The organism is Bradyrhizobium sp. UFLA01-814 (genome assembly GCF_046718885.1).
In the GTDB taxonomy this organism is placed as follows: domain Bacteria; phylum Pseudomonadota; class Alphaproteobacteria; order Rhizobiales; family Xanthobacteraceae; genus Bradyrhizobium; species Bradyrhizobium elkanii.
Map to the genome: position 1 here is coordinate 34094 of NZ_JAQOSR010000019.1, position 26117 is coordinate 60210.

The window sequence follows — 26117 nt, forward strand, 5'->3', positions numbered from 1 at the left end:
CAATCCCGCGCGACTGGTGGGATGATCCCCTCAACTAAAAGCAGGGGGAACGTCGCGATGGGCTATTCAGCCAGGATCGCCGGGATTGCTATGGCCGCGACAGCGCTGCTGCTGTCCGCGGGCGCCGGCGCGCAGGAGGTCAAGCACTTCCGCTTCGCCTACGATCAGCCGCGCAACACCGGCTATTCGGTTGCCGGTGATCTGTTCGCCGACAAGCTCAAGGAATTGAGCAAGGGAACGATGATCGTCGATCAATATCCCGGTGCGCAGCTCGGCCAGGAGCCGCAGCTGCTGCAGCTTGTGAAATCCGGAGACATTGAATTCGCCATCATCTCGTCGGCGAACACTGCAACCATCTCGCCGCAGGCCGGTGTGATGTCGCTGCACTTCCTGTTCCGCGACGCCAACCACGTGGTCAAGGCGCTTGCCGATCCGAAGGTGATCGATGCGATCAAGGCTATGATCGACGACACGTCGCAAGGCCTTCATGTCATCGCGACGGGCAGCCAAGGTGTGAGAAGCATCTATGCGAGGAAGGAAATCCACAACGTCGGCGACCTCAAGGGTGTAAAGATTCGCGTTCAGGCGACGGCTACGGAAGACACGATCTTCCCGGCTTACGCGGCGCAAACCGTCCATATGCCGTTCGGCAGCGTGTACACGTCATTGCAGACCGGCGTGGTCGATGCGGCGGAAAACAGCGTGAACGTTTACCTCGTCAATAAGCACTACGAAGTCGCGCCGGTGCTCTCGATGACCGAGCACGAGGCCAACAATGCGCTGCTGTTCGTCAGCGACAAGCTGTGGCAGAGCCTTTCAGCCGAGCAGAAGGCCTGGGTGACGACGGCGGCCGCCGAGGTGAGCGCCAAGGAGCCGGCGAAGGCGTTCGAACTGGAGAAGGCCGCGGCTGCAAAATTGAAGTCGTTCGGCGTCAAGGTGGTCGAGGACGTGGACAAGAAGAGCTTTACGGCGGTCGCCGATCCCTATCTCGACAAGCTCGCCAAGGATCTCGGGCCCCATGCGGAGAAGATCAAGAATTTGATCCGCGCGGTCAACTAACCCCCTTCCTGCGTCGTCCCGGCGAAGGCCGGGACCCATACGCCGCGGCCCTTCAGTTGAGCGATTAGGTCGCCGACTTTCTGCAAGCAACTCGAGCCGGGGGTTGTGGGTCCCGGCCCCCCGTGCGCAATTGCGCACTAGGCCGGGACGACGAGGAATTTCGAGCATGGCCATCGCCGACATACTGGTGCTGCAACGGCAGCGGTATCTGAAATGGCGGGCGCTCGACCGGCTCGAGCTGATCCTGATGATGCTGTGCGGCTTGCTGTGCTTCGGTTTCTCGCTGTCGGTGACCGCCGATATCGTCACCCGCACCATCGGTCATCCCTGGCTGTGGCTGCAGGAGGTGACCTCGACGCTGTTCATCTACGCGATCTTCATCGGGGCCGCGGTCGCGACACGGCGCAACGACCATCTCTATCTCACCGCGATCTCCGAAGCGCTGCATGGCAGGTCGCGGCTGTTCGTCGAGATCGTCATCCGTCTGGTGGTGCTGGGCGTCGCCTTCTGCCTGGTCTGGTACGGCTATCAAAATTACCTGCGCGGCTTCGGCAGCTTCCGCCTGCCGTCGGGTACGCCGATCGCCTCGCTCTATGCGGTGATCCCACTGTCCGGCATCCTGATCGGCCTGTTCACGATCGAGCAGCTCGTCAACGGCATCCGCAATGGCTTCGACCATCCAGAGCCGCCGGATGACGACCTTCCGATTCCTGCGATCGATACCCGCGCGACGACGGGAGTGCAGCCGTGAGCGCACCGGTCGTGCTTGCGCTGATGTCGTTCTGCTTCCTGTTCTTCGGCTATCTCGGCGTGCCCGTGCCGTTCTCGCTGATGGCCGGCGTGTTCGTCGGCGCAGTGCTATCAGACGTCTCGCTGGCGGCGATCATCCAGAAGATCTTCGACGGCGTCGATTCCGAGGCGCTGCTAGCGATCCCGTTCTTCCTGCTGGTCGGCGAGCTCATGAGCTCGGCCAATGTCGTGGTCCGCATCGCCAACCTGTCGGTCTCGCTGGTCGGCCACATCAGGGGCGGGCTGTCGCAGGTCGTCGTCGTCTTCAGCATGTTCTTCTCGGAGATGTCGGGCTCGACCACCGCCGACGTCGCGGTCATGAGCCGGGCCCTCGGCGGGCCGATGCGGCGGGAAGGGTATGAGCCGGCCTTCATCGCCGCGATCATCGCCTCGGCGTCGACGATCGCAGCGCTGGTGCCGCCGAGCATCACGGCGGTGGTCTATGGCGCGGTCGGCAATGTCTCGATCGCCGGGTTGTTCATGGCCGGCGTGGTCCCCGGGCTGATGATCGGCTTCGGGCTGATGATCTACTGCTACTTCTTCGGGCCCTCGGGACTGCGCAAGCCGCGCGCGCCGCTGCGCCAGGTCGCGTTCGCCGCCGGTGATGCGGCGCTACCGATGATGATCCCGGTGATCCTGCTCGGCGGCATCCTGACCGGCTGGTTCACGCCGACCGAGGCCGGGGTGGTAGCGGTCGCCTACATCATCGTCGTGGTGATCCCGGCGCTGAACCGCGGGCACCTGAAGAAGATCCCGTATGATTTCTGTCTGGCGGGCCTGATCTTCTCGCTGCCGCTGATCACGATCGGCGCGGCGAACGCGTTCGGCTGGATGCTGGCCTATCTGCGCGGCGCGATCTACATCGCCGACTGGATCACCTCGATCGCCGGCAACGATCCGCACCTCATCATGCTCCTGATGGTGTTGCTGTTCACCGTGGTCGGCGACTTCATCGAGCCGGTGCCGACCATCATCATCTTCATGCCGCTGGTCAACGCGCTGACCCAGGCCGGCGACATCAACGGCGTGCATATGGGCGTGGTGCTGATCGCAACGCTGGCGTTCGGCCTGATCACGCCGCCCTACGGGCTCGTGCTGCTGATGGCCTCGAAATTCGTCGGCGTCAGCTTTGCAAAAGCGTTGCGGGCGGCGTTGCCGATCTATGTCGTGTTCCTGGTCACGATCTGCTTCACGATCTATTTTCCGAAGGTCGTGCTGTGGCTGCCCAAGCAGGTGATCCCGGAATCGGTCGGCTGTTTCAAGGCGCCCGGCGGCACGGGGTACATCTGCCCTAACTAATCTTACCGGCACAGAACCCCTCATGGTGAGGAGCGCGGAACGCGCGTCTCGAACCATGAGGCCCGTCTGTGGCCTCGTCCTTCGAGACGCGCGCGATCCGCGCTCCTCAGGATGAGGGGAGAGACCATTGTAACGCTGTCGTAATTATTGTTCCTACTTCGACTTGCTGGTGAACTTCTTCACGGCGACGCGGAAATCGTCGGTATGCATCGCCGTGATGATCTTGTGTTCCTCGGCGTCGAGCTGCTGCTTGGTCGGTGTGGTGGCGGCCTGATAGACCAGTGATTTGGTCCCAGCGATCGCGGCGGGCGGATTTTGCGCCAGGCGCTCGGCGAGCTGCCGCGTCGCCGCCTTCAGCTCGGCCGCGGGGACGGTCTTGACGACGAGACCCCATTCATAGGCCTGCTGCGCGGTGAAACCATCCTCGGCGAGGAAAATCTGCAGCGCGCGGCGGGTCCCGACCGTGCCGACGATGCCGACCGTGCTGCCGCCATCCGGCGACACGCCGATCTTGGCATAGGCGGGCGTGAAGCGGGCATCGTCCGCGGCGATACACAGGTCGGTCACGAACGCGAGGCCCATGCCGGCGCCGGCCGCCGAACCATGCACGCTGGATAGCACGATCTTCGGCATCCGCCGGACCGTCTCGATGAAGGCGTGGTAGTGGTGAAGCATCTCGCCGACCACGGGGGCGACATTGTTGGCTTCGGTCGCGGCGCCGATGGTCTGCAGATCGCCGCCGGCGCAGAAGGCGCGGCCTTCGCCCTCGATGACCAGTACGCGAACGTCCTTGTTGGCTTCGACCGCGGCGCTGAGTTGCTCGAGCTTCTTGGCGATCGTCATGTCGATCGCGTTGAACGCGGCCGGCCGGTTCAGCGTGATGGTCGCGATGGCGCCGTCGATGCGGAGCAAAGCGGGGTCGTTGGCGGAGGGGGCGGGTGCTGGCATATTGAAGACCTTGGGCTTGTTGGTTCCGGACATTTAAGGCCTTGGCGGGAGCCGTGGCAATCCGGCCCGGCGGCCGGGGACCGCGGGTGCGCCCAGAATCGCCTGAGACCCCCTTGCATCGGTGCGAGCCATGAGGCCAAATAGCACGCGCCTTCGGTACGCAGACACGAGCGCTGTGGGGACGGGGCAAGCAAGCTAACATCGACAAGAGGAAACGGCATGGGTCACTCCTGCTCGCGCGTATTTGGGTTGTTCCGATGACGGGCTCGGTCATCATCGTCGGCGCCGGACACGCCGGCTTCCAGCTCGCGGCGTCGCTGCGCCAGGCCGGCTTCGCCGAACGCATCGCCCTGATCAATGATGAAGGCCATTTGCCGTATCAGCGGCCGCCGCTGTCGAAGGCCTATCTGAAAGGGACCGGCGGGCCCGAAACCCTGATGTTCCGGCCCGACAAGTTCTACCAGGACAACAAGATCGAGCTGATCACCGATCGCGCCCATGCGATCGACCGCAATGCGCGGAAGGTGGCGCTCGCCTCCGGCGCGTCGCTCGACTACGGCCATCTGGTGTTCGCGACCGGCGCGCGGAACCGGCTGCTCGATATCCCGAACGCCAGGCTCGACGCGGTCCGCTACCTGCGCATCCTGGACGAGAGCCAGGCGCTGCGCGACTTGATCGCGCCCGGCATGCGCGTCGTCGTGATCGGCGCGGGCTTCATCGGGCTCGAATTCGCCGCCACCGCCCGGGCCAAGGGCCTCGAGGTCGACGTGGTCGAACTCGCCTCCCGCGTGATGGCGCGCGCGGTGACCGCGGAGATTTCCGAGTTCTCGCAATCCCGCCACAGCGCGGCCGGCATCCGGATTCACCTAGGGGTGCAGGTCACGGCGATCGAGGCCGATGGCGGCAAGGTTACCGGCGTCAGCCTGAGCAACGGCACGCATATCCCGGCCGATCTCGTCGTGGTCGGCGTCGGCGTGCTGCCGAATGTCGAGCTTGCCGCGGAGGCCGGCCTGCCGGTCGCATCCGGCATCATCGTCGACGAGCATCTGTTGACAGTCGATCCGAATGTCTCCGCGATCGGCGATTGCGCGCTCTACACCAGCAAACGCTTCGGCGGATCGCTGCGGCTCGAGTCGGTGCAGAACGCGACCGACCATGCGCGCTGCGTGGCGTCGCGGCTGACCGGCAAGACCGAGGTCTATGACGGCCTGCCGTGGTTCTGGAGCGACCAGGGCCCCGACAAGCTGCAGATGGCGGGTCTCACCACCGGCTACGACCGTGTCGTGGTGCGCGGCGACCGCGCGCAGGGCGCGTTCTCGGCGTTCTGCTATCGCGGCGACAAACTGCTCGGCATCGAGTCGGTCAACCGCGCCGGCGATCACATGTTCGGCCGCCGGCTACTCGGCGCCGGTGGCTCGATCACCCCGGAGCAGGCGGGAGATGCGAGCTTTGATTTGAAGAGTGCGCTGTCCTAACAACCTCGTCGTCCCGGCCGAGTGCGCGATTGCGCACGGAGCCGGGACCCATACTCCGCGGCGGATCTAGTGAACGGGACTAGTCGTTCCAGCGCCGCAAACAATTGACATTTGTGGTTATGGGTCCCGGCCTTGGCCGGGACGACGCGTGGAAAGAACGGCGGCCACCTCATCCGCCGTCGGCATCGACGGCGCGGCCCCCATTCGTTGCACGCAAATCGAGGCGGCGGCGTTGGCGTAGGCCAGGGCGTCGCCGAGCGGCTTGCCGATGGCGAGCTGTGAGGCGAGGGCGCCGACGAAGCAATCGCCAGCGCCTGTGGTGTCGATGGCCTTGACCTCGCGTCCCGGCACGAGCAGCGGCTGGTTCTCGACCAGCGCCAGCACGCCGCGCTTGCCGAGCGTGACGCAGACGATCTTGCCTTGCCCCAAGGTCCGGGCCGCCTGTGCGAAGCGGGACGGGTCGTCGCTGTCGCGCAGCTCCGTGCCGGTCAGATAGCCGAGTTCGGTCTCGTTCAGAACGAGAATGTCGACGAGCTCGAGCAGAGCCTTGTCGGCCTGTTTTGCCGGTGCCGGATTGAGGATCGTGGTGGCGCCGACGGCGCGGGCGCGCCGGAAGAAGGCAGTGATCGCCGGCAGCGGAATCTCGAACTGGCTGACCGCGACGTCACCCTTCATAAGTGAGGGAGCCTTGACATCACGAGCGTCAACGAGCCCGTTGGCGCCCGGCACGACGACGATCGTGTTGTCTGCATTGGCGATCGTGATGATCGCCGTGCCGGAATGCGTGCCATTCGTGGTCTTGACCGAGGTGAGATCGACGCCTTGCGCGGCAAGGAACGCTCTCAGCTCCTTGCCGAACGCATCCATGCCGAGCCGGCCGATCAGCGTGGTCGGTATGCCGAGCTTGGCCGATGCCACCGCCTGGTTGGCGCCCTTGCCGCCGGGAAAATAGAGCACGGCCTCGCCGGCCACGGTCTCGCCTACCTTCGGATGGCGCTCGGCGGTCGCCACCACGTCCATATTGATGCTGCCGGCAACGAAGACGTGTCTCATGACTAGCCCCGTTCACCGATATTAAGCCTCGGCGCGAAACTCCTGCTTGACCGCCGCGATATCCGCTAGCGTCGGCAGGCCAGCCTCGTTGCCGAGCTTCTGGATCTTGAAGGTCGAGGCTGCACGCGCGAACTTGAAGTGCTCATGCCAGCCTTTGCTCGGGTTCGAAAGGTAGGAGTAGATGTAGGCGCCGTGGAAGACGTCCCCGGCGCCGTTGGTATCGATCACGCGCGCGCGCGGGATCGGGAAGGCCGGCAGCGTGCGCACCGTGCCGGCCTCGTCATACCAGAGCAGGCCGCGCTCGCCCATGGTGACGCCGCCGACCTTGCAGCCGCGGCCCTTGAGATAGTCGAGCATCTGCTCCGGCGTCTTGTCCATCTGCTCGCACAGCCGTTCGGCGACGATCGCAATGTCGATGAATGCGAGCAGCTCGTGGGTGTTGGTGCGCAGGCCGCCGCCGTCGAGCGAGGTCAGGATGCCGTCCTCGCGGCACAGCTTTGCATAATGGATCGCGGCGTCCGGCTGGTGGCCGTCGATGTGCAGTGCGCGACAGCCCTTGATGTTCAGCAGCGGAAAGGGGTGGATGTGCTGGTCGTCGCGGCAGCGGACGATGGCGCGCTTGCCGTCGTTCGGCATGATGAAGGACAGCGAGGAGGATTTGACCTTGCGAGGGTGGAACGAGATGCCGTACCTGTCGGCCATGTCCCAGAACATCCGTCCCAGCCAGTCATTGGCCATGGTGGCGATCAGGTCCGGCGGGACGCCGAGCTTGGCGCAGCAGAATGCCGCGGTCACGGCGTTGCCGCCGAACGACACCGCATAGGCGTCGGCGACGTGCTTTTCGTCGCCAACGGGCATGTGATCCGTGATGAAGGTGACGTCGATATAGGTCTGTCCGATGAAGAGAGCCTGCATTCGCTTTCCGTCGTGGCTGGTGTGGTCCCGGCCGGCGGTTCCAGACTAGCATTGCTGATCGGCCGATATCGCTGAAAATATTCGCAACCCTGCCTGGTTTACAGGTAGAGATGACGACTGCGCCGGGTCGTTCTGGCATGCGGCATAACGGCCGGCGGCAGTCCGTGGTTCCGGGTTGGGTTAAGGGAGAAACACAATGACGGCAGATTCGGGGAGGTTGCGGCCATGATTACCGGTCTCGATCACGTCGTCGTCCTGACCAGCGACATCGCTGCTGCCAGCGCGGCCTACGAGACGCTGTTCGCGCGGACGCCTTCCTGGCGCTACAGCGGCGGCGGCGCGGACCGCACGCTGTTCACGCTCGATAACACCACGCTGGAATTGGTGGCGCCGCACGGCGACGACGATGCAGCCCAGCGCATCCGCAGCGCGCTTGCCACCCAGGGCGAGGGGCTTGCGAGTCTCTGCTTCCGCACCAGCGATATCGCGAAGACACACCGCAGGCTCGACCGCTTGACGCTGAAGCCCGAACCCGTCGCGGAGGTCGAGAGCCGCGACGACAGCAGTGGAGCCACGCTGTCGTGGAAGCGTACGCGGGCCGCGACCGACGCGACGCGCGGCGTGCGCATGTTCTTCCTGGAGCGCGAGCAGGAGCGGCCGCTGTCGGTCCGCACCACGACCGCATCGATCACCGCGATGGATCACGTGGTGGTGTCGACCGCCGATCCGGAACGCGCCGCCGCGCTCTATGGTGCTCGGCTCGGGCTCGACATGGCGCTCGACCGGTCGCATCCGGAGTGGGGCCGGCTGATGTTCTTCCGCTGCGGCGACCTCGTCGTCGAGGTCACACACCGGCCGGGCAAATCGGAGACGGACGCGCCGGACCGGCTGCGCGGCATCTGCTGGCGCGTCGCCGATATCGACGCCACACGTGCGCGGCTGATTGCCGCTGGCGTCGACGTCTCCGAAGCCCGCACCGGCCGCAAGCCCGGCACGCGCGTGATGACGGTGCGCAACGGCACATGCGGTGTGCCGACGCTTCTGGTGCAGCCGTCACAGGGAAAGCCAGGCTAGGCCGCGTTTTGTCCGCGCGGCGTCCCGACAGTGTGCGTCGCGCGATCCGGTGGCGCGCCCTCAGGTGAGCAATTGCGCGCCGGGGAGTGACGAAGAGGGCATCTGCGAGAAATATTCCCGCACGAGCATCACGACAACATTCGTTCTCAAACGTCGCGCGTCATGCTACATTAACCAACCCAGCATCACCGGGCGATCGATTTGGCCAAGGCAAAGCGAATACAGAGATGGCAGCGCGACCCCCAGGGGATGCGGTTGCGTATTCTCGAGGCCGCCAAGCAAGAATTCGCCGCCCATGGCCTCGCCGGCGCGCGGGTCGACCGCATCGCGGCCAACGCCGACGCCAACAAGCGCATGCTGTACTATCACGTCGGCAACAAGGAGGATCTTTATCTCGAGGTGCTGGAAGGCGCCTATGAGAAGATCCGCGCCGAGGAGCGCACCCTCGATCTCGAGCATCTCGATCCGCCCGAGGCGATCGGGCGCCTGATCGATTTCACGTGGAACTATTTTCTGCGTAATCCCGAGTTCCTGGCACTGCTGAACACCGAAAACCTCGCCAAGGCAAAACACCTGAAGCGTTCGACCAAGGTCAAGTCGATGCACTCGCCCTTTGTCGAGATGATCCGCACCGTGGTGACGCGCGGGGTCGAGAGTGGCGATTTCCGCGTCGCGGTCGATCCGGTGCAGCTCTACATTTCGATCGCCGGGCTGGCGTTCTTCTATCTCTCCAACAGCGCCACGCTGAGCGTGATCTTCGGCCGCGACCTCTTGAAGAAGGACGCCCGCGACGAGCGCCTCGAGCACATGACCGCGCTGGTGCTGGCGGCGCTGACCGGCAAATCCACGGCGGCGTTCGGCGGAGCGATGCCGGCGCTGAAGTCGATGGAACACCGCTTGGTGTGAGGCGGCGCGGCTTGTCCGCGCTCATTGCCCATCATTCTGGCGTGTAGCCCGGATGGAGCGAAGCGCAATCCGGGTAACTCTATCCGCCGATCGCCGTTCCCGGATTTCGCTGCGCTTCATCCGGGCTACGAAGTTTCACCCGACAAAAATTTTCGCCTGACGAAAGTAGCGTATTTCGGTGCGATTTTGCCGCGCGCTTGGGGCTGGACAGTATTTATCCAACGGGTTAATTTCTGAACGAACAGAGAGACTGCAAGGGGAGCGTGACGTGGCGGAGGCAAAGAGCCCTTCGGGCCTGTCGAAGGTGCTGAATGCGGCGTGGGTACGTCCGTTCCTGTTCCTGGTCGTCATCGTGGCGGCCTGGGACCTCGCGATCCGCCTGTTCCATATTCCGGCCTACCAAATTCCCTCGCCCGGCGACGTCGTGGCGGTGCTCTGGAGCGACTGGCCGGAGCTGTTGCGGCAGTCCTGGCCGACAACCTATGCAACGATTTGCGGATTCCTGCTCTCGGCGCTGTTCGGCATTCCCGTCGCGATGCTGATCGCGGGTTCGAAGACGGTCGAGAGCTACGTCTATCCGCTGCTGGTGTTCTCCCAATCCGTGCCGAAGATCGCGATCGCGCCGCTGTTCGTGGTGTGGTTCGGCTTCGGCATCATCCCCAAGGTGATCTCCGCGTTCCTGCTCGGCTTCTTCCCCGTGGTGGTCTCGGCGGTGCAGGGCTTCAAGTCGGTCGACCCTGATATGGTCGATCTGGCGCGCGCGATGCAGGGCAGCCGCTTCCAGGTGTTCCGCGCGGTCAACCTGCCGCACGCGATGCCCGCGATCTTTTCGGGCCTGAAAGTCTCGGTGACGCTCGCCGTGGTCGGCGCCGTCGTCGGCGAGTTCGTCGGCTCCAATTCCGGCATCGGCTATGTGATGCAGCGCTCGATCGGCACCTTCGACCTGCCGACGATGTTCGCCGCGCTGGTGATCCTCGCGCTGCTCGGCGTCATCCTGTTCTGGATTGTCGACCGCATCGAGCGGCTGGTGATCCCCTGGCACGTCAGCCAGCGCGACGACATCATCTTCGCTTCCTAGCGCAGCAACCGGACAAGCGGTCCGCACAAGGACCGCGGACAATAAAGGGAGAACAACCATGAAGCGTTTGATTGCGGTCGCAGGCGCCTCGCTGGCCTGGACCGCGCTTGCGGTGGCACCAGTGTCCGCGGCCGACAAGGTCGTGCTGATGCTGAACTGGTACGTCTATGGCGAGCACGCGCCGTTCTATTACGGCAAGGCCAAGGGCATCTATGCCACTGAGGGCATCGACCTCGAGATCCAGGAAGGCCGCGGTTCGGCCGCGACCACGCAGGCGGTGGCCGCCAAGACCGCCGATTTCGGCTATGTCGACGTGCCCACGATGATGCGCGCCGCGGTGAAGGGCGCGCCCGTGATCGCCACCGGCGTGCTGCTGCAGACCAGCCCGATGTCGGCGATGAGCCTTGCCGACAAGAACATCAGGAAGCCGGAGGACATCAAAGGCAAGACGGTCGCGATCACGCCGGCGGATTCGATGACACAGATCTGGCCGCTGTTCCTGAAGAAGACCGGTCTGAAGGAAAGCGATTTCAACACCGTCGCCGGCGACGGCCAGACCAAGCTCAACGCCGTGATCAACGGCCAGGCCGACCTGCTGCTCGGCTATGTCATGGACCAGTCGATGAAGATCAAGGACGCCACCGGCAAGGACGTCTATCCGATCAAGTTCGCCGACTACGGCATCAACATGGTGTCGTCGGGCATCATCGCGAACTCCGACTATGTGAAGGCCAATGCCGACCTGGTCCGCCGCTTCATGTCGGCGACCACCAAGGCCGTGGAAGCCGCGGAGAAGGACCCGAAGGCCGCTGCGCAGTCGATCCTCGACGCCAACCCGAAGGGCGGCAAGATCGACACGTTGACGCAAGGCTTCGAGCTGACGATCCCGCTCTATCGCACGGCGGAGACCAGGACCAAGCGGCCGTTCCAGGTCACCGACCAGAACATGACCGAGTCGGTCAATCTGATGGTCGAATATGGCGGCCTCGACGCCAAGGCCAAGGCCAATCCGAAGGCGTTCTACACCAACGACTATTTGCCGAAGGGTGATTCGTGAGCGCAACAAACACCGTCATTCCGGGGCGATGCAAAGCATCGAACCCGGAATCTCGAGATTCCGGGTCTGGTCCTTCGGACCATCCCGGAATGACAGCATTCTACATCCCAGTGGATTCGGCAGAATGAATCCTGCAACCAAATCAGCCGATGTCCAGCCCGCCGCGCATCTTCGCCTGGTGTCGGACCGCGCGGCGGGAGCTACGCCGGGTATCAAACTCTCCGGCGTATCGAAGACCTACCGCTCGCGCGACGGCGATGTGCCATCGTTGCGGCCGCTCGACTTCACCATCAATGACGGCGAGTTCTTCGTCGTGGTCGGGCCCTCCGGTTGCGGCAAGTCCACGCTGCTCAAGATGATCTCGGGCCTGCTGCCGCCGACGACGGGCGAAGTGCTGGTCGACGGCGAGCCGGTGACGAAGCCGCACGGCAATGTCGGCATCGTGTTCCAGAACGCGCTGCTGCTGCCGTGGCGCAACATCCTCTCCAACGTGATGCTGCCGATCGACATGAAGCAGCTGCCGCGGGACAAATATCTGGCCCGCGCCAAGGACCTGCTGAAGCTGGTCGGCCTCGAAGGTTTCGAGAAGAAGCTGCCCTGGCAGCTGTCCGGCGGCATGCAGCAGCGCGCCTCGATCTGCCGCGCGCTGGTGCACGACCCCAAGATCATGCTGATGGACGAGCCGTTCGGCGCGCTCGACGCCATGACGCGCGAGCGGATGAATGTCGAATTGATGCGGATCCAGCGCGAGACCGGCAAGACCGTGCTGCTGATCACGCACTCGATTCCCGAGGCCGTGTTCCTCGCCGACCGCGTGCTTGTGATGACCGAGCGGCCCGGCGCGATCGCCGCGATCTACGACGTGCCGATGCCGCGGCCGCGCGCGCTCGAGACGATGTCCGATCCTGTCTTCAACGAACTGGTGCAGCGGATCCGGAAGCATTTCTTCACACAGGGATCGCTGGACTAACACCCGAGCCTTCAATGCCGCTTCGCCTCAAAGTCAACGATATCGCGTTCTTCGAACGGCCGCTGGTATTTTCCCGGCCGTTCCGCTTCGGCACGGTGACGATCACCGCGTCGACGCAGATGTTCGTGCGGGTCGAGATCGAGGTGGAGGGCAAGGGCCGCGCCACCGGCGCCGGCGCCGAGATGCTGGCTCCGAAATGGTTCGACAAGCGGCCGCATCTGACGGAAGCACAGTCGCTCGACGGACTTCGCCGCTCGCTTGCGGTTGCGCGCGAGCTCTATCTGACGAACAGGGGCTTTGACACCGCGTTCGGCTTGCACGCCGCGTGTATCGGTCCGCAGGTCGCGGCCTGCGCCGCGGAAGACATTCCGCCGCTCGCCGCCGGCTTCGGCCCGGCCGAGATCGACAAGGCGATCCTGGATGCATTGCTGCGTGCCGCCGGCGCGAACTTCTTCGACGGCATGGCCGGCAATATCGCCGGCATCGATGCGCGGCTGACGCCGGATCTCGACGACGCCGCGATCGCGCGGTTTCTGTCGACGCGCCAACGGCTCGAGCGTGTCGCCGTCAGGCACACGGTCGGGATGGACGACAAGGTTGAAGGCGAGGGCGGCGTTGCCGACCGCAACGAGAACGCCGGTGCGCGCTATTTCAAGCTCAAGCTGAACGGCGATCCCGCGCATGACGCGGCGCGGCTGGCGCGGATCGGCAGCGAGCTCGCAAAGCTGCCTTACGCAACCAGGATCACGCTCGACGCCAACGAGCAATATGCCGACCTTGCCGCGCTGAACGCGCTGGTCGACCGGCTCGACCATGACGCGGCGCTGCAGCCGATCAGGGCAAACCTGCTCTATATCGAGCAGCCGATGCCGCGCGATATCACAAGAGCCTCGCCGCTCGGGAAGCTGGCGGCGCACGGCTTCATCATCGACGAGGCCGACGATTCCTATGATGCATTCCCGCAGGCGCGCGCGCTCGGCTACCGCGGCATCTCCTCGAAATCGTGCAAGGGTATCTACAAGTCGATCATCAACGCCACCCGCGCGGCGGCGTGGAGCGCTGAGAGCGGCGGGTATTTCATCAGCGGCGAGGACCTGACCTGCCAGGCCGGGCTCGGCGTGCAGCAGGACCTCGCGCTCGGAGCGCTGATCGGCGTCACCCATGCCGAGCGCAACGGGCACCATTATGTCGACGGCTTTGCCGACACCCCGACTGACGAGGCCGACGCCTTCCTCACCGCGCATCCCGATCTCTACGCGCGCGCGGGCGGCAAGGTCCGCCTCGCGATCCATGACGGCGATCTGCTGACCGGATCGATCGCCGCCGCGCCGGGCTTTGCCAGTTCGGTCCATCCGGACTGGTCCACCATCCAGCCGCTGCAGCGGCCAACACCACGCGTTTCGCAGGAGCAGACAGTATGACGACCAAGCGCCTCGGCCTGATCATGAACGGCGTCACCGGCCGGATGGGGCTCAACCAGCATCTGATCCGCTCGATCGTCGCGATCCGCGAGCAGGGCGGTGTGCAGCTCGCGAACGGCGACCGTGTCATGCCCGATCCGATCCTGGTCGGCCGCGATGCCGAGAAGGTCGGCGCGTTGGCAAAACGCTACAACATCGAACGCCACACCACCGATCTCGATCGTGCGCTCGCCGACAAGGGCGACACCGTGTTCTTCGACGCCGCGACCACGCAGGCGCGGCCCTCACTGCTGACCAAGGCGATCAATGCCGGCAAGCATGTCTATTGCGAGAAGCCGATCGCGACAAATCTCGAGGAGGCCGTTGCGGTCGTGAAGCTCGCCAATGCCAAGGGCCTCAAGCACGGCACCGTGCAGGACAAGCTGTTCCTGCCGGGCCTGAAGAAGCTCGCTTTCCTGCGCGACTCCGGTTTCTTCGGCCGCATGCTCTCGGTGCGCGGCGAGTTCGGCTATTGGGTGTTCGAAGGCGGCTGGCAGGAAGCGCAGCGGCCGTCGTGGAATTACCGCGCGGAGGATGGCGGCGGCATCATCCTCGACATGGTCTGCCACTGGCGCTACGTGCTCGACAATCTGTTCGGCGAGGTCGAGAGCGTGACCTGCCTCGGCACGACTGATATCCCCGAGCGCTATGACGAGAAGGGCAAGAAATACCAGGCGACCGCCGATGATTCCGCCTACGCCACTTTCCGCCTGAAGGGCGGCGTCATTGCGCACATCAACATGAGCTGGGTGACGCGCGTCTACCGCGACGACCTCGTCACCTTCCAGGTCGACGGCACCCACGGTTCGGCAGTGGCGGGGCTCACCGACTGCGTGATCCAGGCGCGTCAGGCGACACCGCGGCCGGTATGGAATCCGGACGAGAAGCGGATGCACGATTTCTATGCCGACTGGCAGAAGCTGCCGGAGAACGTCGTGTACGACAACGGCTTCAAGGAACAGTGGGAGATGTTCATTCGCCATGTCTGCGAGGACGCGCCCTACAAATACACCCTGCTCGAAGGCGCCAAGGGCGTGCAGCTCGCCGAATGCGCGCTGAAGAGCTGGAAGGAGCGGCGCTGGATCGACGTCGCCCCGATATCAGTCTGAGAAGGGACCTTGCCATGAACAAGCCAGTCCTGCCCAAGCCTGCCCTGACGAAGTCATCGCTGTCGCTGAAACTGCCGACCACAGGCGGCGGCCTCGAGACTTATCGCCTCGCGGCGTCGCGGACCTTTCCGGCGAAGCTCGAGGGCACGCTGAACCGCGTCGCGTTCTCGGCCGCCCATGTGGTCGCTGATCCCAGCGCCGACGTCGATCCCTGGCTGACGGCCGCGATCGACTGGGACAAGACGATCGCGTTTCGTGAGCACGTCTGGGACCTCGGCCTCGGCGTCGCCGAAGCCATGGACACCGCGCAGCGCGGCATGGGGCTGGACTGGGTGACCTCGCTCGAACTGATCCAGCGCTCGGTGAAGGCGGCGAAGGGCAAGGGTAACGCGCTGGTATTTTCCGGCGCCGGCACCGACCATCTCGCGGTCGAGGACGCAAGGTCGATCGACGATGTGATCCGTGCCTATGAAGAGCAGATCGCGGCAGTGGAGAAGGCCGGCGGCCGCGTCATCCTGATGGCCTCGCGCGCTTTGGCAAAGCTCGGCAAGAGCGCGGAGGATTACGCCAGGGTCTATGACCGCGTGCTGTCGCAGGTGCGTGAGCCCGTGATCATCCATTGGCTCGGCGACATGTTCGATCCGGCGCTATCAGGCTACTGGGGTACGGCCGATCTCGACAAGGCGATGGATACGGCGGTTGCGATCATCAACGCCAACGCGGCCAAGGTCGACGGCGTCAAGGTCTCGCTGCTCGATAAGCAGCGCGAGATCGACATGCGGCGGCGACTCGATCCGCGCGTGAAGATGTATACCGGCGACGACTTCAACTATGCGGAGCTGATCGCGGGCGACGACAAGGGGTTTTCCCACGCGCTGCTCGGCATTTTCGATGCCATCGCGCCGGCGGCGTCCTATGCGCTGTCGCGGCTGGCCGCGGGCGATGAGACCGGCTTCCACGATGTGCTTGGACCGACGGTGCCGCTGTCGCGCCACATCTTCAAGGCGCCGACGCGCTTCTACAAGACCGGCATCGTGTTCATGGCCTATCTGAACGGGCATCAGGACCATTTCACCATGGTCGGCGGGCAGGAGAGCGCGCGCTCGACCTTGCATCTTGCCGAATTGTTCCGGCTCGCCGACAAGGCCGGTCTGCTCGCCAATCCGGAGCTCGCGACGCGCCGGATGGCGACGATCCTGGCCACGCGCGGCATTGAAGCCTGATGCGCGACTTTTCCAACGATCACCGCTGCCTGTCGCTGAACACGGCGACCGTTCGCAAGCAGGGCGATCTCCTCGCCATCGTCGAGGCCTGCGCGCGCCATGGCATCCGCGCCATCGATCCCTGGCGCGACCAGGTTGCAGCCGTCGGCCTCGATCGCGCCGTCCGTGCGGTCAAGGATGCCGGGCTCGATCTGTCGGGCTATTGCCGCGGCGGCATGTTCACGGCAGATGGCGCGCATCGCAGCGAGGCGCGCGACGATAACCGCCGCGCGGTCGACGAGGCGGCGGCACTCGGCGCCTCCTGCATCGTGCTGGTGGTCGGCGGCCTGCCGCAATATTCCCGGCCGGGCAGCGCGGCTTCGAAGGACATCGCGGCCGCGCGCCATCAGGTGCACGACGGCATCGCCGAGATGCTGGATTACGCGAAGCAAGCCAAGCTGCCGCTCGCGATCGAGCCGCTGCATCCGGCCTATGCCGCCGACCGCGCCTGCGTGAACACTACAAAGCATGCGCTCGATATCTGCGACGCACTCGATCCCGACAGAACCGGCGCAATCGGCGTCGCACTCGACGTCTATCACATCTGGTGGGATCCGGAGCTGATGAGCCAGATCGCGCGCGCCGGCCGGCATCGCCTGCTCGCGTTCCACGTCTGCGACTGGCTGGTGCCGACCAGGGACATCCTCAACGACCGCGGCATGATGGGCGATGGCGTCATCGACATCAGATCGCTGCGCGCCGCCGTCGAGGCGCAGGGCTTTGACGGCTATTCGGAGATCGAGATCTTCTCGAATGACTGGTGGGGCCGTCCGCTGGACGAGGTGCTGCGAACCTGCATCGAGCGGCACCGGACGGTGGTCTAGGACCTGATGAGATTAGGTTGAGCTGGAACGGCGTCGAGAGTTCACCTCTCCCTTGGGAGAGGTCGATTTGCGCAGCAAATCGGGTGAGGGGTTGCGGTCTATTGAGAGAGCAAGAGCCCTCACCCGGATTGCTTCGCAATCCGACCTCTCCCCAATGGGGAGAGGTGAACCAAGACCGCGCCAAGCAGCCGCATCCCCGCTTCGCGCCTCATCAGGACTCCTCGTTGCGGTGCTCGATCTCCAGCGTGACGAGCCGCGCCAGCAGCGTTGCCGGATAGAGCTGGCCGAAGATCGCCTCGAGATTGCACAGGCTCCGCGCGATCGGATGCAGCGGAGCGACGTCGCCATAACCTGTCGTCGTGAGCGTGGCGAAGCTGAAATAGAGGACGCGGCTCGCCAGCGTCGGGCTGTCTTCCACCTTCATGCCGGGAAATGCGTCGGGCCTCAGCGTGCCGACAAAGGTGAAAAGCGCCGCGAAGATCACGGCGACCGTGAGATAGAGCAGAACCGCGCCGATCACACGGTGATAGGTGACGCGGCCTGGCGCGAATGTCGCGCGCGCCACCGTCACGGCCATGGTGAGGCCGACGAGCAGCCAGGACCCGGCAAACAGGTTGAGATCGACAATCGAAGGTGAGCGCAACCTCAGGATTCCGCCCGTGACGATCATGACGAGCGCGACCAGCATCGTGACGACCGCCAGCGCGCTGCCTGACATCAGGAAGACGCCGCCGACCAGGACCAGCGCGAGCAGCAGTTCAAAAATCTGGAATTCGAACAGGCCCAACGCCTGCAACGGCGCCACCACGAAAATCATGACCACGAGCAGGCCAGTGAGCACTGTCAACAAGGAATCGCCCCAGCGCTCGCGTAGCTCGCCAGTGCTCATCCAGCCGCGCGTCATTCCCGCCCCGTCATTCAGCATCGCATCGGGATGCCGGTGACAGACATTGCTGCGCGCCGGCCGCAAAGGCAAGATGGGGGACAGGCGTCCTATGGCGCACCCGGCGATCCAGATCGCCCGCCGGCCGTCTCAGGGGCTCGCGACCTGTTGCAACGTGTTGAAGCGGGCTTTCTGCTCGCTGCTCAGCATCGTATAGAACTCATCCAGTGCAGGCTCGATCAGCTTCGCGGCCTTTTGCATGGCCTCGAGCCGGTGCTGCATCGCCTCCAGCCGGCCGACCGGCGTCAGCGGCACGTCGTTCGGACAGGCCGCCTGCAAATCCGCGATGGCTTTTGTGGTCGCATCGCTCAGGCGGTCGAGCGCTTCCTTTTGCTTGCCCGCCGGATGAAGCGAGGCCGCGATCCGGTTGATCGGCAGCCGGGCCAGGTCGGATTTCGAATCGCCGCAATTGCCGGTTTGCGCGGTCGCCCCCTGCTGCTGCGGTGAACGCTCGCCGACATGTGGACCGAGCGCATTGAAGCGGGCCTGCTGCTCGTCGCTGAGCGAGCTGTAGAAATTCTCCAGCGCCGGCCGCACGATCTTGATCGCCTCGAGCGTCGCGCTGATGCGGTTTTGCATCGACCGCAAGCGGCCGGTTGGCGTCATGGCATAGCTGTCCGTGCAGGAGTCCTTGAAGACATTGGCAGCCCTGGTCGCCGCCGTCCTCAGCTCGTCGAGCAGCGTGCGCTGCTCGGCGCTGGGCCGTACCGCACGCGTGATGTCGGCAAGCGGCCAGGCCGTGACGCCCTTGTCCGGTTCTCCGCACAGCTGCTGGATCGCCTGCGGACTCATGTCGGTGCGCGGACGAGACCGATTACGGCCTGCGGCGCCCCGATAGTCATCCGGGTTGATGCTGGCATAGGCGGAGTAGGGAGTGTTGGTGTCCCAGAACACGGTGTCGACGAAGTCGTCATAGGCGTAGGCCCAATAGCCGGGCTCGTAGGCATAGGACCAGAATGTGTAGTCAAAGATGTCCGAATAGGCGTAGGGCCAGAACACCGGGCCAAGCCACGCCACGAAGGCCGCGCGATGGCCGCGTCGCCAGGCATGCCGGGGCGCCCAGCCGCTCTCGCGCGCGGCAAGCGCGGCCTGGCCTTGCGCACCTGCCTGCTCGCGGAAGTGCGCGGCAAATCGCTCGCGCTGAGCCGCCTGCGTCGCGGCCGTGGTCGCGACCGCGGCTCCAACCGTCGCTGCCGGCGCCAATCTCTGCTGGCGGGTAACGTCGGCTTGCTGCGCACGCTGCTCGCGCTGCAACAGGCGGTTCTGCGCCTGCAGAGCGCGGTCATGGACGCGTTGCGCGCGTGCGCCTTGGACCTTTTGCGACTGCAATTGCTGCACGCGTTGCTGCAGGCGATCGATCCGGGTTTGCCGCTCGGTGGTCTGGCGCGAGAGCGTGTCACGCTGCCGCTGCTGCGCCGCCTGCTGGCGTTGCTGGATCATCTGCTGATGCTGTTGCGCGCGCTGTTGAACGCGCTCCGTCGGCGACGGCCGCTCGCTCAAGCGCGACGGTGGGCTCGGGCGTGATGGCGCCGCGATATGCGGAGCCTGACGCTGCGGCGCTCCTCGACGGAATTCGGGGCGTGGCGTTGCGACACGCGGCGCGGCGATATGGGGGGCCTGGCGTACCGACGGGGCGGCGAAATGCGGTGCCGGGCGCGGCGCCATCGCCGGTCGCTGCGGGGCGTGGAACGCGGGTGCCGCCGGTCGTGCCATCGCGGGTGGCCGCGCCATTGCAGGCGGTCTCGCCATTGCGGGCGGCCTGGCCATCGCGGGAGGGGCGGCGTGTACCATCGGGGCGGGACGCGCCATTGCAGCCGGTGCAGCCGGCCTTGCCGCCGGTGGACCCTTTCCGTGTGGCTGGGCGGACGCGCCGCCGTTCGCCACGAGCATCGAGCTGCCAATCGAAAAGACAACAAACAAAGCGCGACGGGAAAGCATGAGCGTAGCTCTCCTTTCAACAGTCGCCCGCATTGCTTTAACGCACTGACGTCGGATTCGTTCGTTGTGGCTACGGCCGGCGTTACGGTCTTGCGGCGCGGGGAACCGTCAGGAGACGTCCTGCGTGAGGGCCGCCGCGATCCGCTCCGTCGCCCAGTCGACCTGATCGCCCGTGATTACCAACGGCGGAGCGATCCGGATGGTGTGCTCGTGGGTGTCCTTGGCGAGGATGCCGCGCGCCTGCAGCGCCAGACAGTAGCGGCGGGCACCGCCGGCTTCCGGATGCAGCTCGATCGCCAGCATCAGCCCGCGCCCGCGCACCTCGCGGATCACGTTGGCGCGGATGTCCTGCAATCCGGCGAGAAAGCGCGCGCCCTGTTGCGCAGCGTTCTCGATCATTCCCTCGTCGATCAGCACGCGCAACGCCGCCCGCGCCACCGCGCAGGCCAACGGATTGCCGCCGAAGGTCGAGCCGTGCTGGCCCGGCCGCAAGGTGCCGAGCACGGCGTTGTTGGAAAGCACCGCCGACACCGGATAGAATCCGCCCGACAGCGCCTTGCCGAGCAGCGTCACATCGGCTTCGATCCCCTCGTGCTGCTCGGCGAGCAGCTTGCCGGTGCGGCCGAGCCCGGTCTGAATCTCGTCGAGCACAAGCATCACATTGTGCGCGGTGCACAGCTCGCGCACGCGGACGAAATAGCCTGGCGGAGGAATCACGACGCCGGCTTCGCCCTGGATCGGCTCGACCAGGAAGGCCGCGGTGTTCGGCGTGATCGCCTGCTCGAGCGCGGCGGCATCGCCGAACGGGATGATCTTGAAGCCCGGCGCGAACGGGCCGAAATGGTCGCGCGAACCGGGGTCGGTCGAGAAGCCGACGATGCCGAGCGTGCGTCCGTGGAAATTATTGGCGCAGACGATGATCTCGGCCTGCCCGTCCGGCACGCCCTTGACCTCATAGGCCCATTTGCGCACCGACTTGATCGCGCTCTCTACCGCCTCGGCGCCGCTGTTCATCGGCAGCACCTTGTGCGAGCCGGTCAGTTCCGCGAGCTCGCGGTAGAAGGGAGCGAGCTGGTCGTTGTGGAAGGCACGCGAGGTCAGCGTCAGCCGATGCGCCTGTTCGATCATTGCTGCGAGGATCTTCGGATGGCAGTGGCCCTGGCTCACCGCCGAATAGGCGGAGAGACAATCGAGATACCGGTTGCCATCGGTATCCCAGACCCAGACGCCTTCGCCGCGGGACAGCACGACCCCGATCGGCTCGTAATTGTAGGTGCCGAACTGCGCTTCGGTTGCGAGGAAATCAGTGACCGATGCATTCATCATGCGTCACTCCCGCTGCAGCGCACGAGAGATTACATCAAATCGTGCCTGCAGTTGATTTGGGCATCGGTTCCTCCACAGGGAAGTGTGTCGCCGGCCGAATTCGCAGGCGACAATGTGTCGTCTTATGCGCTGATGCTGCAGGGCACGCTGAGGAAGCCGCGGAAGCGCACCCGCCCGCCGCGCACCGGCTCGCCGTCGAGCGCGTAGTTCGGGAAGCGTGCAAGGAACCGCGAGATCGCGATGGCGCCTTCGAGGCGCGCCAGCGCCATGCCGGCGCATTGATGCGCGCCGGTGCCGAAGGCGAGGTGCCGGTTCGGCGTGCGCGCGACGTCGAAGCCTTCAGGATTGGGGAATTGCGCCGGGTCGCGGTTGGCGGCGCCGATGCACAGCGTGACCAGCGTGCCGGCCGGCATCGTGATGCCGCCAAGCTCGGTCTCTTCCACGATCATGCGGTTGCCGAGCTGGTTCGAGCTTTCGTAGCGCAGCATCTCCTCGACCGCGGTCTTGATCAACTCGGGTTGCGCGATCAGCCGTTGCTTCTGATCCGGATTTTGGGTGAGCGTCACCAACCCATTGCCGATCAGATTGGTCGTGGTCTCATGGCCGGCGTTGAGCAGGAAGATGCAATTGTGCAGCAATTCCTTCGCGGTCAGCCGCTCGCCATTATCCTCACCCTGGATCAGCCTTGTCAGCACGTCGCGTTCGGGATTGCCAGGCTTCTTGCGGCGGCGTTCAACCAGCGTTTCGAGATAGGCGAGAAAATCCTTCACCGCATTGTTGCCGCGGTCGAACGCGTCCTTGCCGATCACCGGCTCCAGCGCGCCCAGGATCGCCAGCGACCAGTCGCGCAGCGGCTCGCGTTCGTCGTGCGGCACGTCGAGCAGATTGCCGATCACCTCGACCGGAATTGCCGAGGCGAAGTCGCCGATCAGCTCGAAGCGGTCGCGGGTCTCGATCCGGTCGAGCAGGCTGTCGACCAGCGCGATCAGGTCAGGCTCTATGCCGGCGATCGCCCGCGGCGACAATGCGCCCATGATCAGCCGCCGCACGCGCGTATGCGCCGGCGGATCGTTGAAGACGAGGCTGGTCGTGTGATGCTCGTAGAGCAGCGAGTTGCCGTATTTCGGCAAGAACTCCTTCTTCTTGTCGGAGGAGAATACCTTGGTGTTCTTGTAGGCGGCGATGAGGTCGTCGTAGCGGGTGAGAAAATAGCAGCCGTTCGGCAGCCGCTTGACCGGCGCGTTCTCGCGCAACGCGCGATAGGTCGGGTAGGGGTCGGCGTAGAACTCCGGTGTCAGCTTCTCGAGGTCGAAGCCGTCAGCCAGCTCGCGCGCGTGTCCGTTCATGGCGCATCCAACCCAATTAGTTTCATTTGCAACTATCGTAAGCCGCGGGCCGCTGCCGCGCAACACAATTTGCCAGGCGCCGGGAACAGCGCGGTGGACGTTGCGTGGTGCGAGTAAATCGCAGAGCCATATGCGGTTTTGCGCTTTGATGAAGCGCGCGCGCCCCTCTACAGTCGCGACCAAACAACAAGACCGGAAACGCCAATGCATGCCCGTGCCGACACTGCGGCCTCCTGGCCCGAGGAGATCTTCTCGATATTGCAGCGCTTCGAGGTGCGTCAGGTGCCCTACGTGCCGGACGCCGGCCATTCAGAGCTGATCGAGCGGGTGCTGGGGTCGTCCTCGATGCGCGGCATCGCGCTGACCACCGAGGAGGAGGGCGTGGCGCTGCTCGCGGGCGCCTGGGCCGGCGGCCAGCGCGGCGTGCTGCTGATGCAGTCGAGCGGGGTCGGCAATTGCATCAACATGCTGTCGCTGGTGCAGATCTTCCGCTTGCCGTTCCTCACGCTGGTGACGATGCGCGGCGAATGGGGCGAGTTCAATCCCTGGCAGGTGCCGATGGGCTCGAACACGCAAGGGATCCTCGAACTGTCCGGGATCAAGGTGCTGCGCGCCTCGCACCCCGAAGAGGTCCGCGAAGTCGTCGAGGCCGGCGCGGCGCAGGCCTACAACGCCTGCACGCCCACCGCCGTCCTGCTGTCGCAGCGCCTGATCGGGGCAAAGGCCTTCACCAAATGAGCAAAGCCAATCTCCTCGACCGTCGCGCCGTCGTTTCCGAACTGCTCAGGGATCGCAAGGGCGCCTTTGCCGTCGGCGGCCTCGGCGCCTCGACCTATGACATCGCCGCCGCCGGCGACCACGACCGCAACTTCTATCTCTGGGGCGGCATGGGCGGCGCCGTGATGATCGGCCTCGGCCTTGCGCTGGCCCAGCCGACGCTGCCGGTCGTCGTGATCACCGGCGACGGCGAGATGCTGATGGGGATGGGGAGCCTCGCCACCGTCGGCCTGCAGCAGCCCAAAAATCTGTCGATCATCGTGCTCGACAACGAGGCCTATGGCGAGACCGGCGGCCAGGCCAGCCACACCGGCGGAACCGCCGACCTCGTGGGTGTTGCCAAAGCCTGCGGAATCGGGGATAGCCGGGCGATCAGCACAATGGCTGAGGTCGAGGCTTTTGCCTCGTCTTTGCAAGACGTTACGTCGGGGCCGCGGTTCGCCAGCGCCAAGATCGACGGGGCCAATCTGGAGCGCGTGCTGTCCAGCCGCGACGGCACCTACCTCGTGAACCGCATCCGAGGGTCGATCGGCCACACTCCTATTTAAAGTGGCTTTCGCGGTGCAATAGAACCTTGACTTTTGGTAAAGTGAGTGATTACTCACGACCCAAATGTCTACCTTACGCATGACGAGTGACTTGCGGCGTCAGTTGATCCTGAGCGCCGCAAAGCGGTGTTTCGCCCGCAACGGCTTTGCCGGCACCACGACAAAGAGCGTGGCGGCCGCGGCTGCCATTTCGGAAGGGCTGCTGTTCAAGCATTTCCCGTCCAAGGCGGCGCTCTATGCCGAGATCCTTGCCGAGGAGTGCGAGGCGGATCCCGATCTCGCGCATCTGCTCGGCCAGGAGCCTTCGACCGCGACGCTGGTCGAGCTGGTGCAAGGCATGGTCGGTCACTTCATGCAGCTGCGTGATGCGCCGGACCAGGAAGAGGCGCAGCGGATGCGGCTGATGGTGACGAGCCATCTCGACGACGGCGAGTTCGCGCGCCTGCTCTACGACAAGATCGGCAAGCTGATCGGCCCGACCTTCGCCGCCTCGCTCGAGCGGGCGATCGCCGCCGGCGAGGCCACGAAGATCGGCGACGAGCCGCTCAACCTGTTCTGGTTTGCGCACCATACCGTGCTGATGGGTGCGCTGACCCAGCTGCCTGCGACACCGTGTCTCCCCTACGGCGATGCCGCCGCGGCCGAGCGCCAGCTTTGCCAATTCATCCTTCGCGGCATCGGACTTACCGAAGCCGCAATTTCAACTCATTTGGGCCGCCAGCCGTCGCCGATCGCAGGACCGTCGGTAACTGCAGAAAGTGCATGACATGAATATTCAGACCGAAAGCCACATCTCGGGGCAACCGATCAAGGAGAAGCAAGCCAAGCGTCCCGTCCGCATGGTGCGCTGGTTCATCATCGTAGGCCTGTTGCTGGCCCTGCTCGTCGGTGCGCTGGTCGGCTTCAATGCCTTCCGCAGCCACATGATCGCGCAGTTCTTTGCCAACAATAAGCCGCCGCCGGCGAACGTGTCGGCCGTCGAGGCGAAGACGGAAGTGATTCCGAACCTGCTGACCGCCGTCGGCGATCTCGTCGCCGTGCACCAGGTCAACGTCACGACCGACGTGCCGGGCCGCATCACCGAGATCCTGTTCACCGCCGGCAGCCACGTAAAGGCCGGCACGCCGCTGGTGCAGTTGTTCGACGCACCGGAGCAGGGCGACCTCGCCAACTACAAGGCGCAGGCGACCGTGGGCGAGCTGCAGCTCGACCGCGCCAAGCAGCTCGCGTCGCGCCAGTTCGGTCCGCAATCGACCGTCGACACCGCGCAGGCGGCTTACGACCAGGCCAAGGCGGGCATTGCCAAGACCGAAGCGCTGATCTCGCAGAAGCTGGTGCGCGCACCGTTCGAAGGCGATCTCGGCGTGCGCCAGGTCGAAGTCGGCCAGTACCTGACGGCCGGCACGCAGATCGTGTCGCTGACCGATCTGTCGGTGCTGTACGCCAACCTGACCGTGACCGAGAAGCAGAGCTCGCAGATCAAGGTCGGCCAGGCCGTACGCGTCTCGGTCGACGCCTATCCGGGCCGCACCTTCGAGGGCAAGATCACGACCATCGAGCCGCAGATCGCGACCGACACCCGCAACATCCGGGTTCAGGCCACGATCCAGAATCCGGACAGCATCCTCAAGCCCGGCATGTTCGCGACCACCACGATCGTGCTGCCCGGGAAGCCGCCGGTTGTGACGATTCCCGAAACCGCCGTCGACTACACGCTGTACGGCGACTCGGTGTTCCTGATCACCGAGAAGAAGGGCGACGACGGCAAGACCACCCTGACCGCGGACCGCACCTTCGTGAAGACGGGCAACCGCGTCGAGGGCCGGGTCGAGATCCTCAAGGGCCTGAAGGCGGGGGACAAGGTCGTCGCCGTCGGCCAGATCAAGCTGCAGTCGGGCATGGCGGTTGCGATCTCGACCGATCCGCCGCCGCCGGTTCCGGCCGAACCGCCGCGCTACTGA

The 26117-nt window shown here is 64.9% G+C and carries 25 protein-coding genes; 18 read left to right on the forward strand and 7 right to left on the reverse strand.

What is annotated here, in order from left to right:
- Positions 1-57 precede the first annotated feature (57 nt).
- The 3 genes from PMN64_RS08590 to PMN64_RS08600 all read left to right on the forward strand — a co-directional run bounded on the left by PMN64_RS08590 (position 58) and on the right by PMN64_RS08600 (position 3147).
- Entirely contained in the window at positions 58-1059 is a 1002-nt protein-coding gene (locus PMN64_RS08590; RefSeq protein WP_411780385.1) for a TRAP transporter substrate-binding protein, read from the forward strand.
- A gap of 166 nt (positions 1060-1225) precedes the next feature.
- Entirely contained in the window at positions 1226-1810 is a 585-nt protein-coding gene (locus tag PMN64_RS08595) for a TRAP transporter small permease (protein WP_304499241.1), read from the forward strand.
- Entirely contained in the window at positions 1807-3147 is a 1341-nt protein-coding gene (locus PMN64_RS08600) for a TRAP transporter large permease (RefSeq protein WP_411780386.1), read from the forward strand. Before PMN64_RS08595 ends, PMN64_RS08600 begins: the two co-directional genes overlap by 4 nt.
- A 153-nt stretch (positions 3148-3300) precedes the next feature.
- Here PMN64_RS08600 and PMN64_RS08605 read toward each other — a convergent pair whose 3' ends face one another.
- Positions 3301-4095, reverse strand: coding sequence for an enoyl-CoA hydratase/isomerase family protein (locus PMN64_RS08605; RefSeq protein ID WP_304499243.1), 795 nt, complete (start codon positions 4093-4095; stop codon positions 3301-3303).
- A gap of 257 nt (positions 4096-4352) precedes the next feature.
- Between PMN64_RS08605 and PMN64_RS08610 the strand changes: the two genes are divergently transcribed.
- Positions 4353-5570, forward strand: a complete 1218-nt coding sequence (locus PMN64_RS08610; RefSeq protein ID WP_304499244.1) for an NAD(P)/FAD-dependent oxidoreductase — start codon at positions 4353-4355, stop codon at positions 5568-5570.
- A 117-nt stretch (positions 5571-5687) separates the two neighbouring features.
- Here the strand turns inward: PMN64_RS08610 and rbsK are convergent, their stop codons facing one another.
- Positions 5688-6623 (reverse strand): ribokinase, encoded by a 936-nt coding sequence (gene rbsK, locus PMN64_RS08615; protein ID WP_411780387.1) that lies wholly within the window; start codon positions 6621-6623, stop codon positions 5688-5690.
- Between the two features lie 21 nt (positions 6624-6644).
- Positions 6645-7538: a sugar kinase gene (locus PMN64_RS08620; RefSeq protein ID WP_028338830.1), complete on the reverse strand. Its 894-nt coding sequence runs from the start codon at positions 7536-7538 to the stop codon at positions 6645-6647.
- 225 nt (positions 7539-7763) lie between these two features.
- Between PMN64_RS08620 and PMN64_RS08625 the strand changes: the two genes are divergently transcribed.
- The 9 genes from PMN64_RS08625 (at position 7764) to PMN64_RS08665 (ending at position 17278) form a co-directional block, all read left to right on the forward strand.
- A complete protein-coding gene (locus PMN64_RS08625) occupies positions 7764-8612 on the forward strand; it encodes a VOC family protein (RefSeq protein WP_411780388.1) in 849 nt (282 codons plus the stop codon).
- Between the two features lie 249 nt (positions 8613-8861).
- Complete coding sequence (locus PMN64_RS08630) at positions 8862-9518, forward strand: TetR/AcrR family transcriptional regulator (RefSeq protein WP_035630951.1); 657 nt, start codon at positions 8862-8864, stop codon at positions 9516-9518.
- A 268-nt stretch (positions 9519-9786) separates the two neighbouring features.
- Positions 9787-10596 (forward strand): ABC transporter permease, encoded by an 810-nt coding sequence (locus tag PMN64_RS08635; RefSeq protein ID WP_016842153.1) that lies wholly within the window; start codon positions 9787-9789, stop codon positions 10594-10596.
- A 58-nt stretch (positions 10597-10654) separates the two neighbouring features.
- Positions 10655-11653 carry an ABC transporter substrate-binding protein gene (locus PMN64_RS08640; RefSeq protein ID WP_411780389.1) on the forward strand — a complete coding sequence of 333 codons (999 nt, stop codon included), beginning with the start codon at positions 10655-10657 and terminating at the stop codon, positions 11651-11653.
- A 124-nt stretch (positions 11654-11777) separates the two neighbouring features.
- Positions 11778-12623, forward strand: a complete 846-nt coding sequence (locus PMN64_RS08645) for an ABC transporter ATP-binding protein (protein ID WP_411780390.1) — start codon at positions 11778-11780, stop codon at positions 12621-12623.
- Between the two features lie 14 nt (positions 12624-12637).
- Positions 12638-14044 carry a hypothetical protein gene (locus PMN64_RS08650; RefSeq protein ID WP_411780391.1) on the forward strand — a complete coding sequence of 469 codons (1407 nt, stop codon included), beginning with the start codon at positions 12638-12640 and terminating at the stop codon, positions 14042-14044.
- A complete protein-coding gene (locus tag PMN64_RS08655; RefSeq protein ID WP_018270484.1) occupies positions 14041-15192 on the forward strand; it encodes a Gfo/Idh/MocA family protein in 1152 nt (383 codons plus the stop codon). The genes PMN64_RS08650 and PMN64_RS08655 overlap by 4 nt, the downstream gene beginning before the upstream one ends.
- A 14-nt stretch (positions 15193-15206) precedes the next feature.
- Positions 15207-16415 (forward strand): dihydrodipicolinate synthase family protein, encoded by a 1209-nt coding sequence (locus PMN64_RS08660; RefSeq protein WP_411780392.1) that lies wholly within the window; start codon positions 15207-15209, stop codon positions 16413-16415.
- Positions 16415-17278 (forward strand): sugar phosphate isomerase/epimerase family protein, encoded by an 864-nt coding sequence (locus PMN64_RS08665; RefSeq protein ID WP_411780393.1) that lies wholly within the window; start codon positions 16415-16417, stop codon positions 17276-17278. The genes PMN64_RS08660 and PMN64_RS08665 overlap by 1 nt, the downstream gene beginning before the upstream one ends.
- A gap of 211 nt (positions 17279-17489) precedes the next feature.
- Here PMN64_RS08665 and PMN64_RS08670 read toward each other — a convergent pair whose 3' ends face one another.
- Complete coding sequence (locus PMN64_RS08670; protein ID WP_411780407.1) at positions 17490-18119, reverse strand: ion channel; 630 nt, start codon at positions 18117-18119, stop codon at positions 17490-17492.
- Positions 18120-18311: 192 nt separating this feature from the next.
- Positions 18312-19238: a Spy/CpxP family protein refolding chaperone gene (locus PMN64_RS08675; RefSeq protein WP_411780394.1), complete on the reverse strand. Its 927-nt coding sequence runs from the start codon at positions 19236-19238 to the stop codon at positions 18312-18314.
- A 12-nt stretch (positions 19239-19250) separates the two neighbouring features.
- On the opposite strand from PMN64_RS08675, the gene PMN64_RS08680 reads away from it, so the two are divergent.
- Complete coding sequence (locus PMN64_RS08680; protein ID WP_411780395.1) at positions 19251-19745, forward strand: hypothetical protein; 495 nt, start codon at positions 19251-19253, stop codon at positions 19743-19745.
- Positions 19746-20267: 522 nt separating this feature from the next.
- Here PMN64_RS08680 and rocD read toward each other — a convergent pair.
- The gene (gene rocD, locus PMN64_RS08685) at positions 20268-21482 is read right to left on the reverse strand and encodes an ornithine--oxo-acid transaminase (RefSeq protein WP_411780408.1); all 1215 of its coding nucleotides are present in this window, start codon (positions 21480-21482) and stop codon (positions 20268-20270) included.
- Positions 21483-21607: 125 nt separating this feature from the next.
- Positions 21608-22831 carry a cytochrome P450 gene (locus tag PMN64_RS08690; RefSeq protein WP_411780396.1) on the reverse strand — a complete coding sequence of 408 codons (1224 nt, stop codon included), beginning with the start codon at positions 22829-22831 and terminating at the stop codon, positions 21608-21610.
- Positions 22832-23035: 204 nt separating this feature from the next.
- Here PMN64_RS08690 and PMN64_RS08695 point away from each other — a divergent pair, with 204 nt between their 5' ends.
- The 4 genes from PMN64_RS08695 (at position 23036) to PMN64_RS08710 (ending at position 26117) form a co-directional block, all read left to right on the forward strand.
- A complete protein-coding gene (locus PMN64_RS08695; RefSeq protein ID WP_411780397.1) occupies positions 23036-23569 on the forward strand; it encodes a phosphonopyruvate decarboxylase in 534 nt (177 codons plus the stop codon).
- Positions 23566-24156, forward strand: a complete 591-nt coding sequence (locus PMN64_RS08700) for a thiamine pyrophosphate-dependent enzyme (protein WP_411780398.1) — start codon at positions 23566-23568, stop codon at positions 24154-24156. Before PMN64_RS08695 ends, PMN64_RS08700 begins: the two co-directional genes overlap by 4 nt.
- 64 nt (positions 24157-24220) lie before the next feature.
- Positions 24221-24922 carry a TetR/AcrR family transcriptional regulator gene (locus PMN64_RS08705; RefSeq protein WP_411780399.1) on the forward strand — a complete coding sequence of 234 codons (702 nt, stop codon included), beginning with the start codon at positions 24221-24223 and terminating at the stop codon, positions 24920-24922.
- Between the two features lies 1 nt (position 24923).
- The gene (locus PMN64_RS08710; RefSeq protein WP_016842923.1) at positions 24924-26117 is read left to right on the forward strand and encodes an efflux RND transporter periplasmic adaptor subunit; all 1194 of its coding nucleotides are present in this window, start codon (positions 24924-24926) and stop codon (positions 26115-26117) included.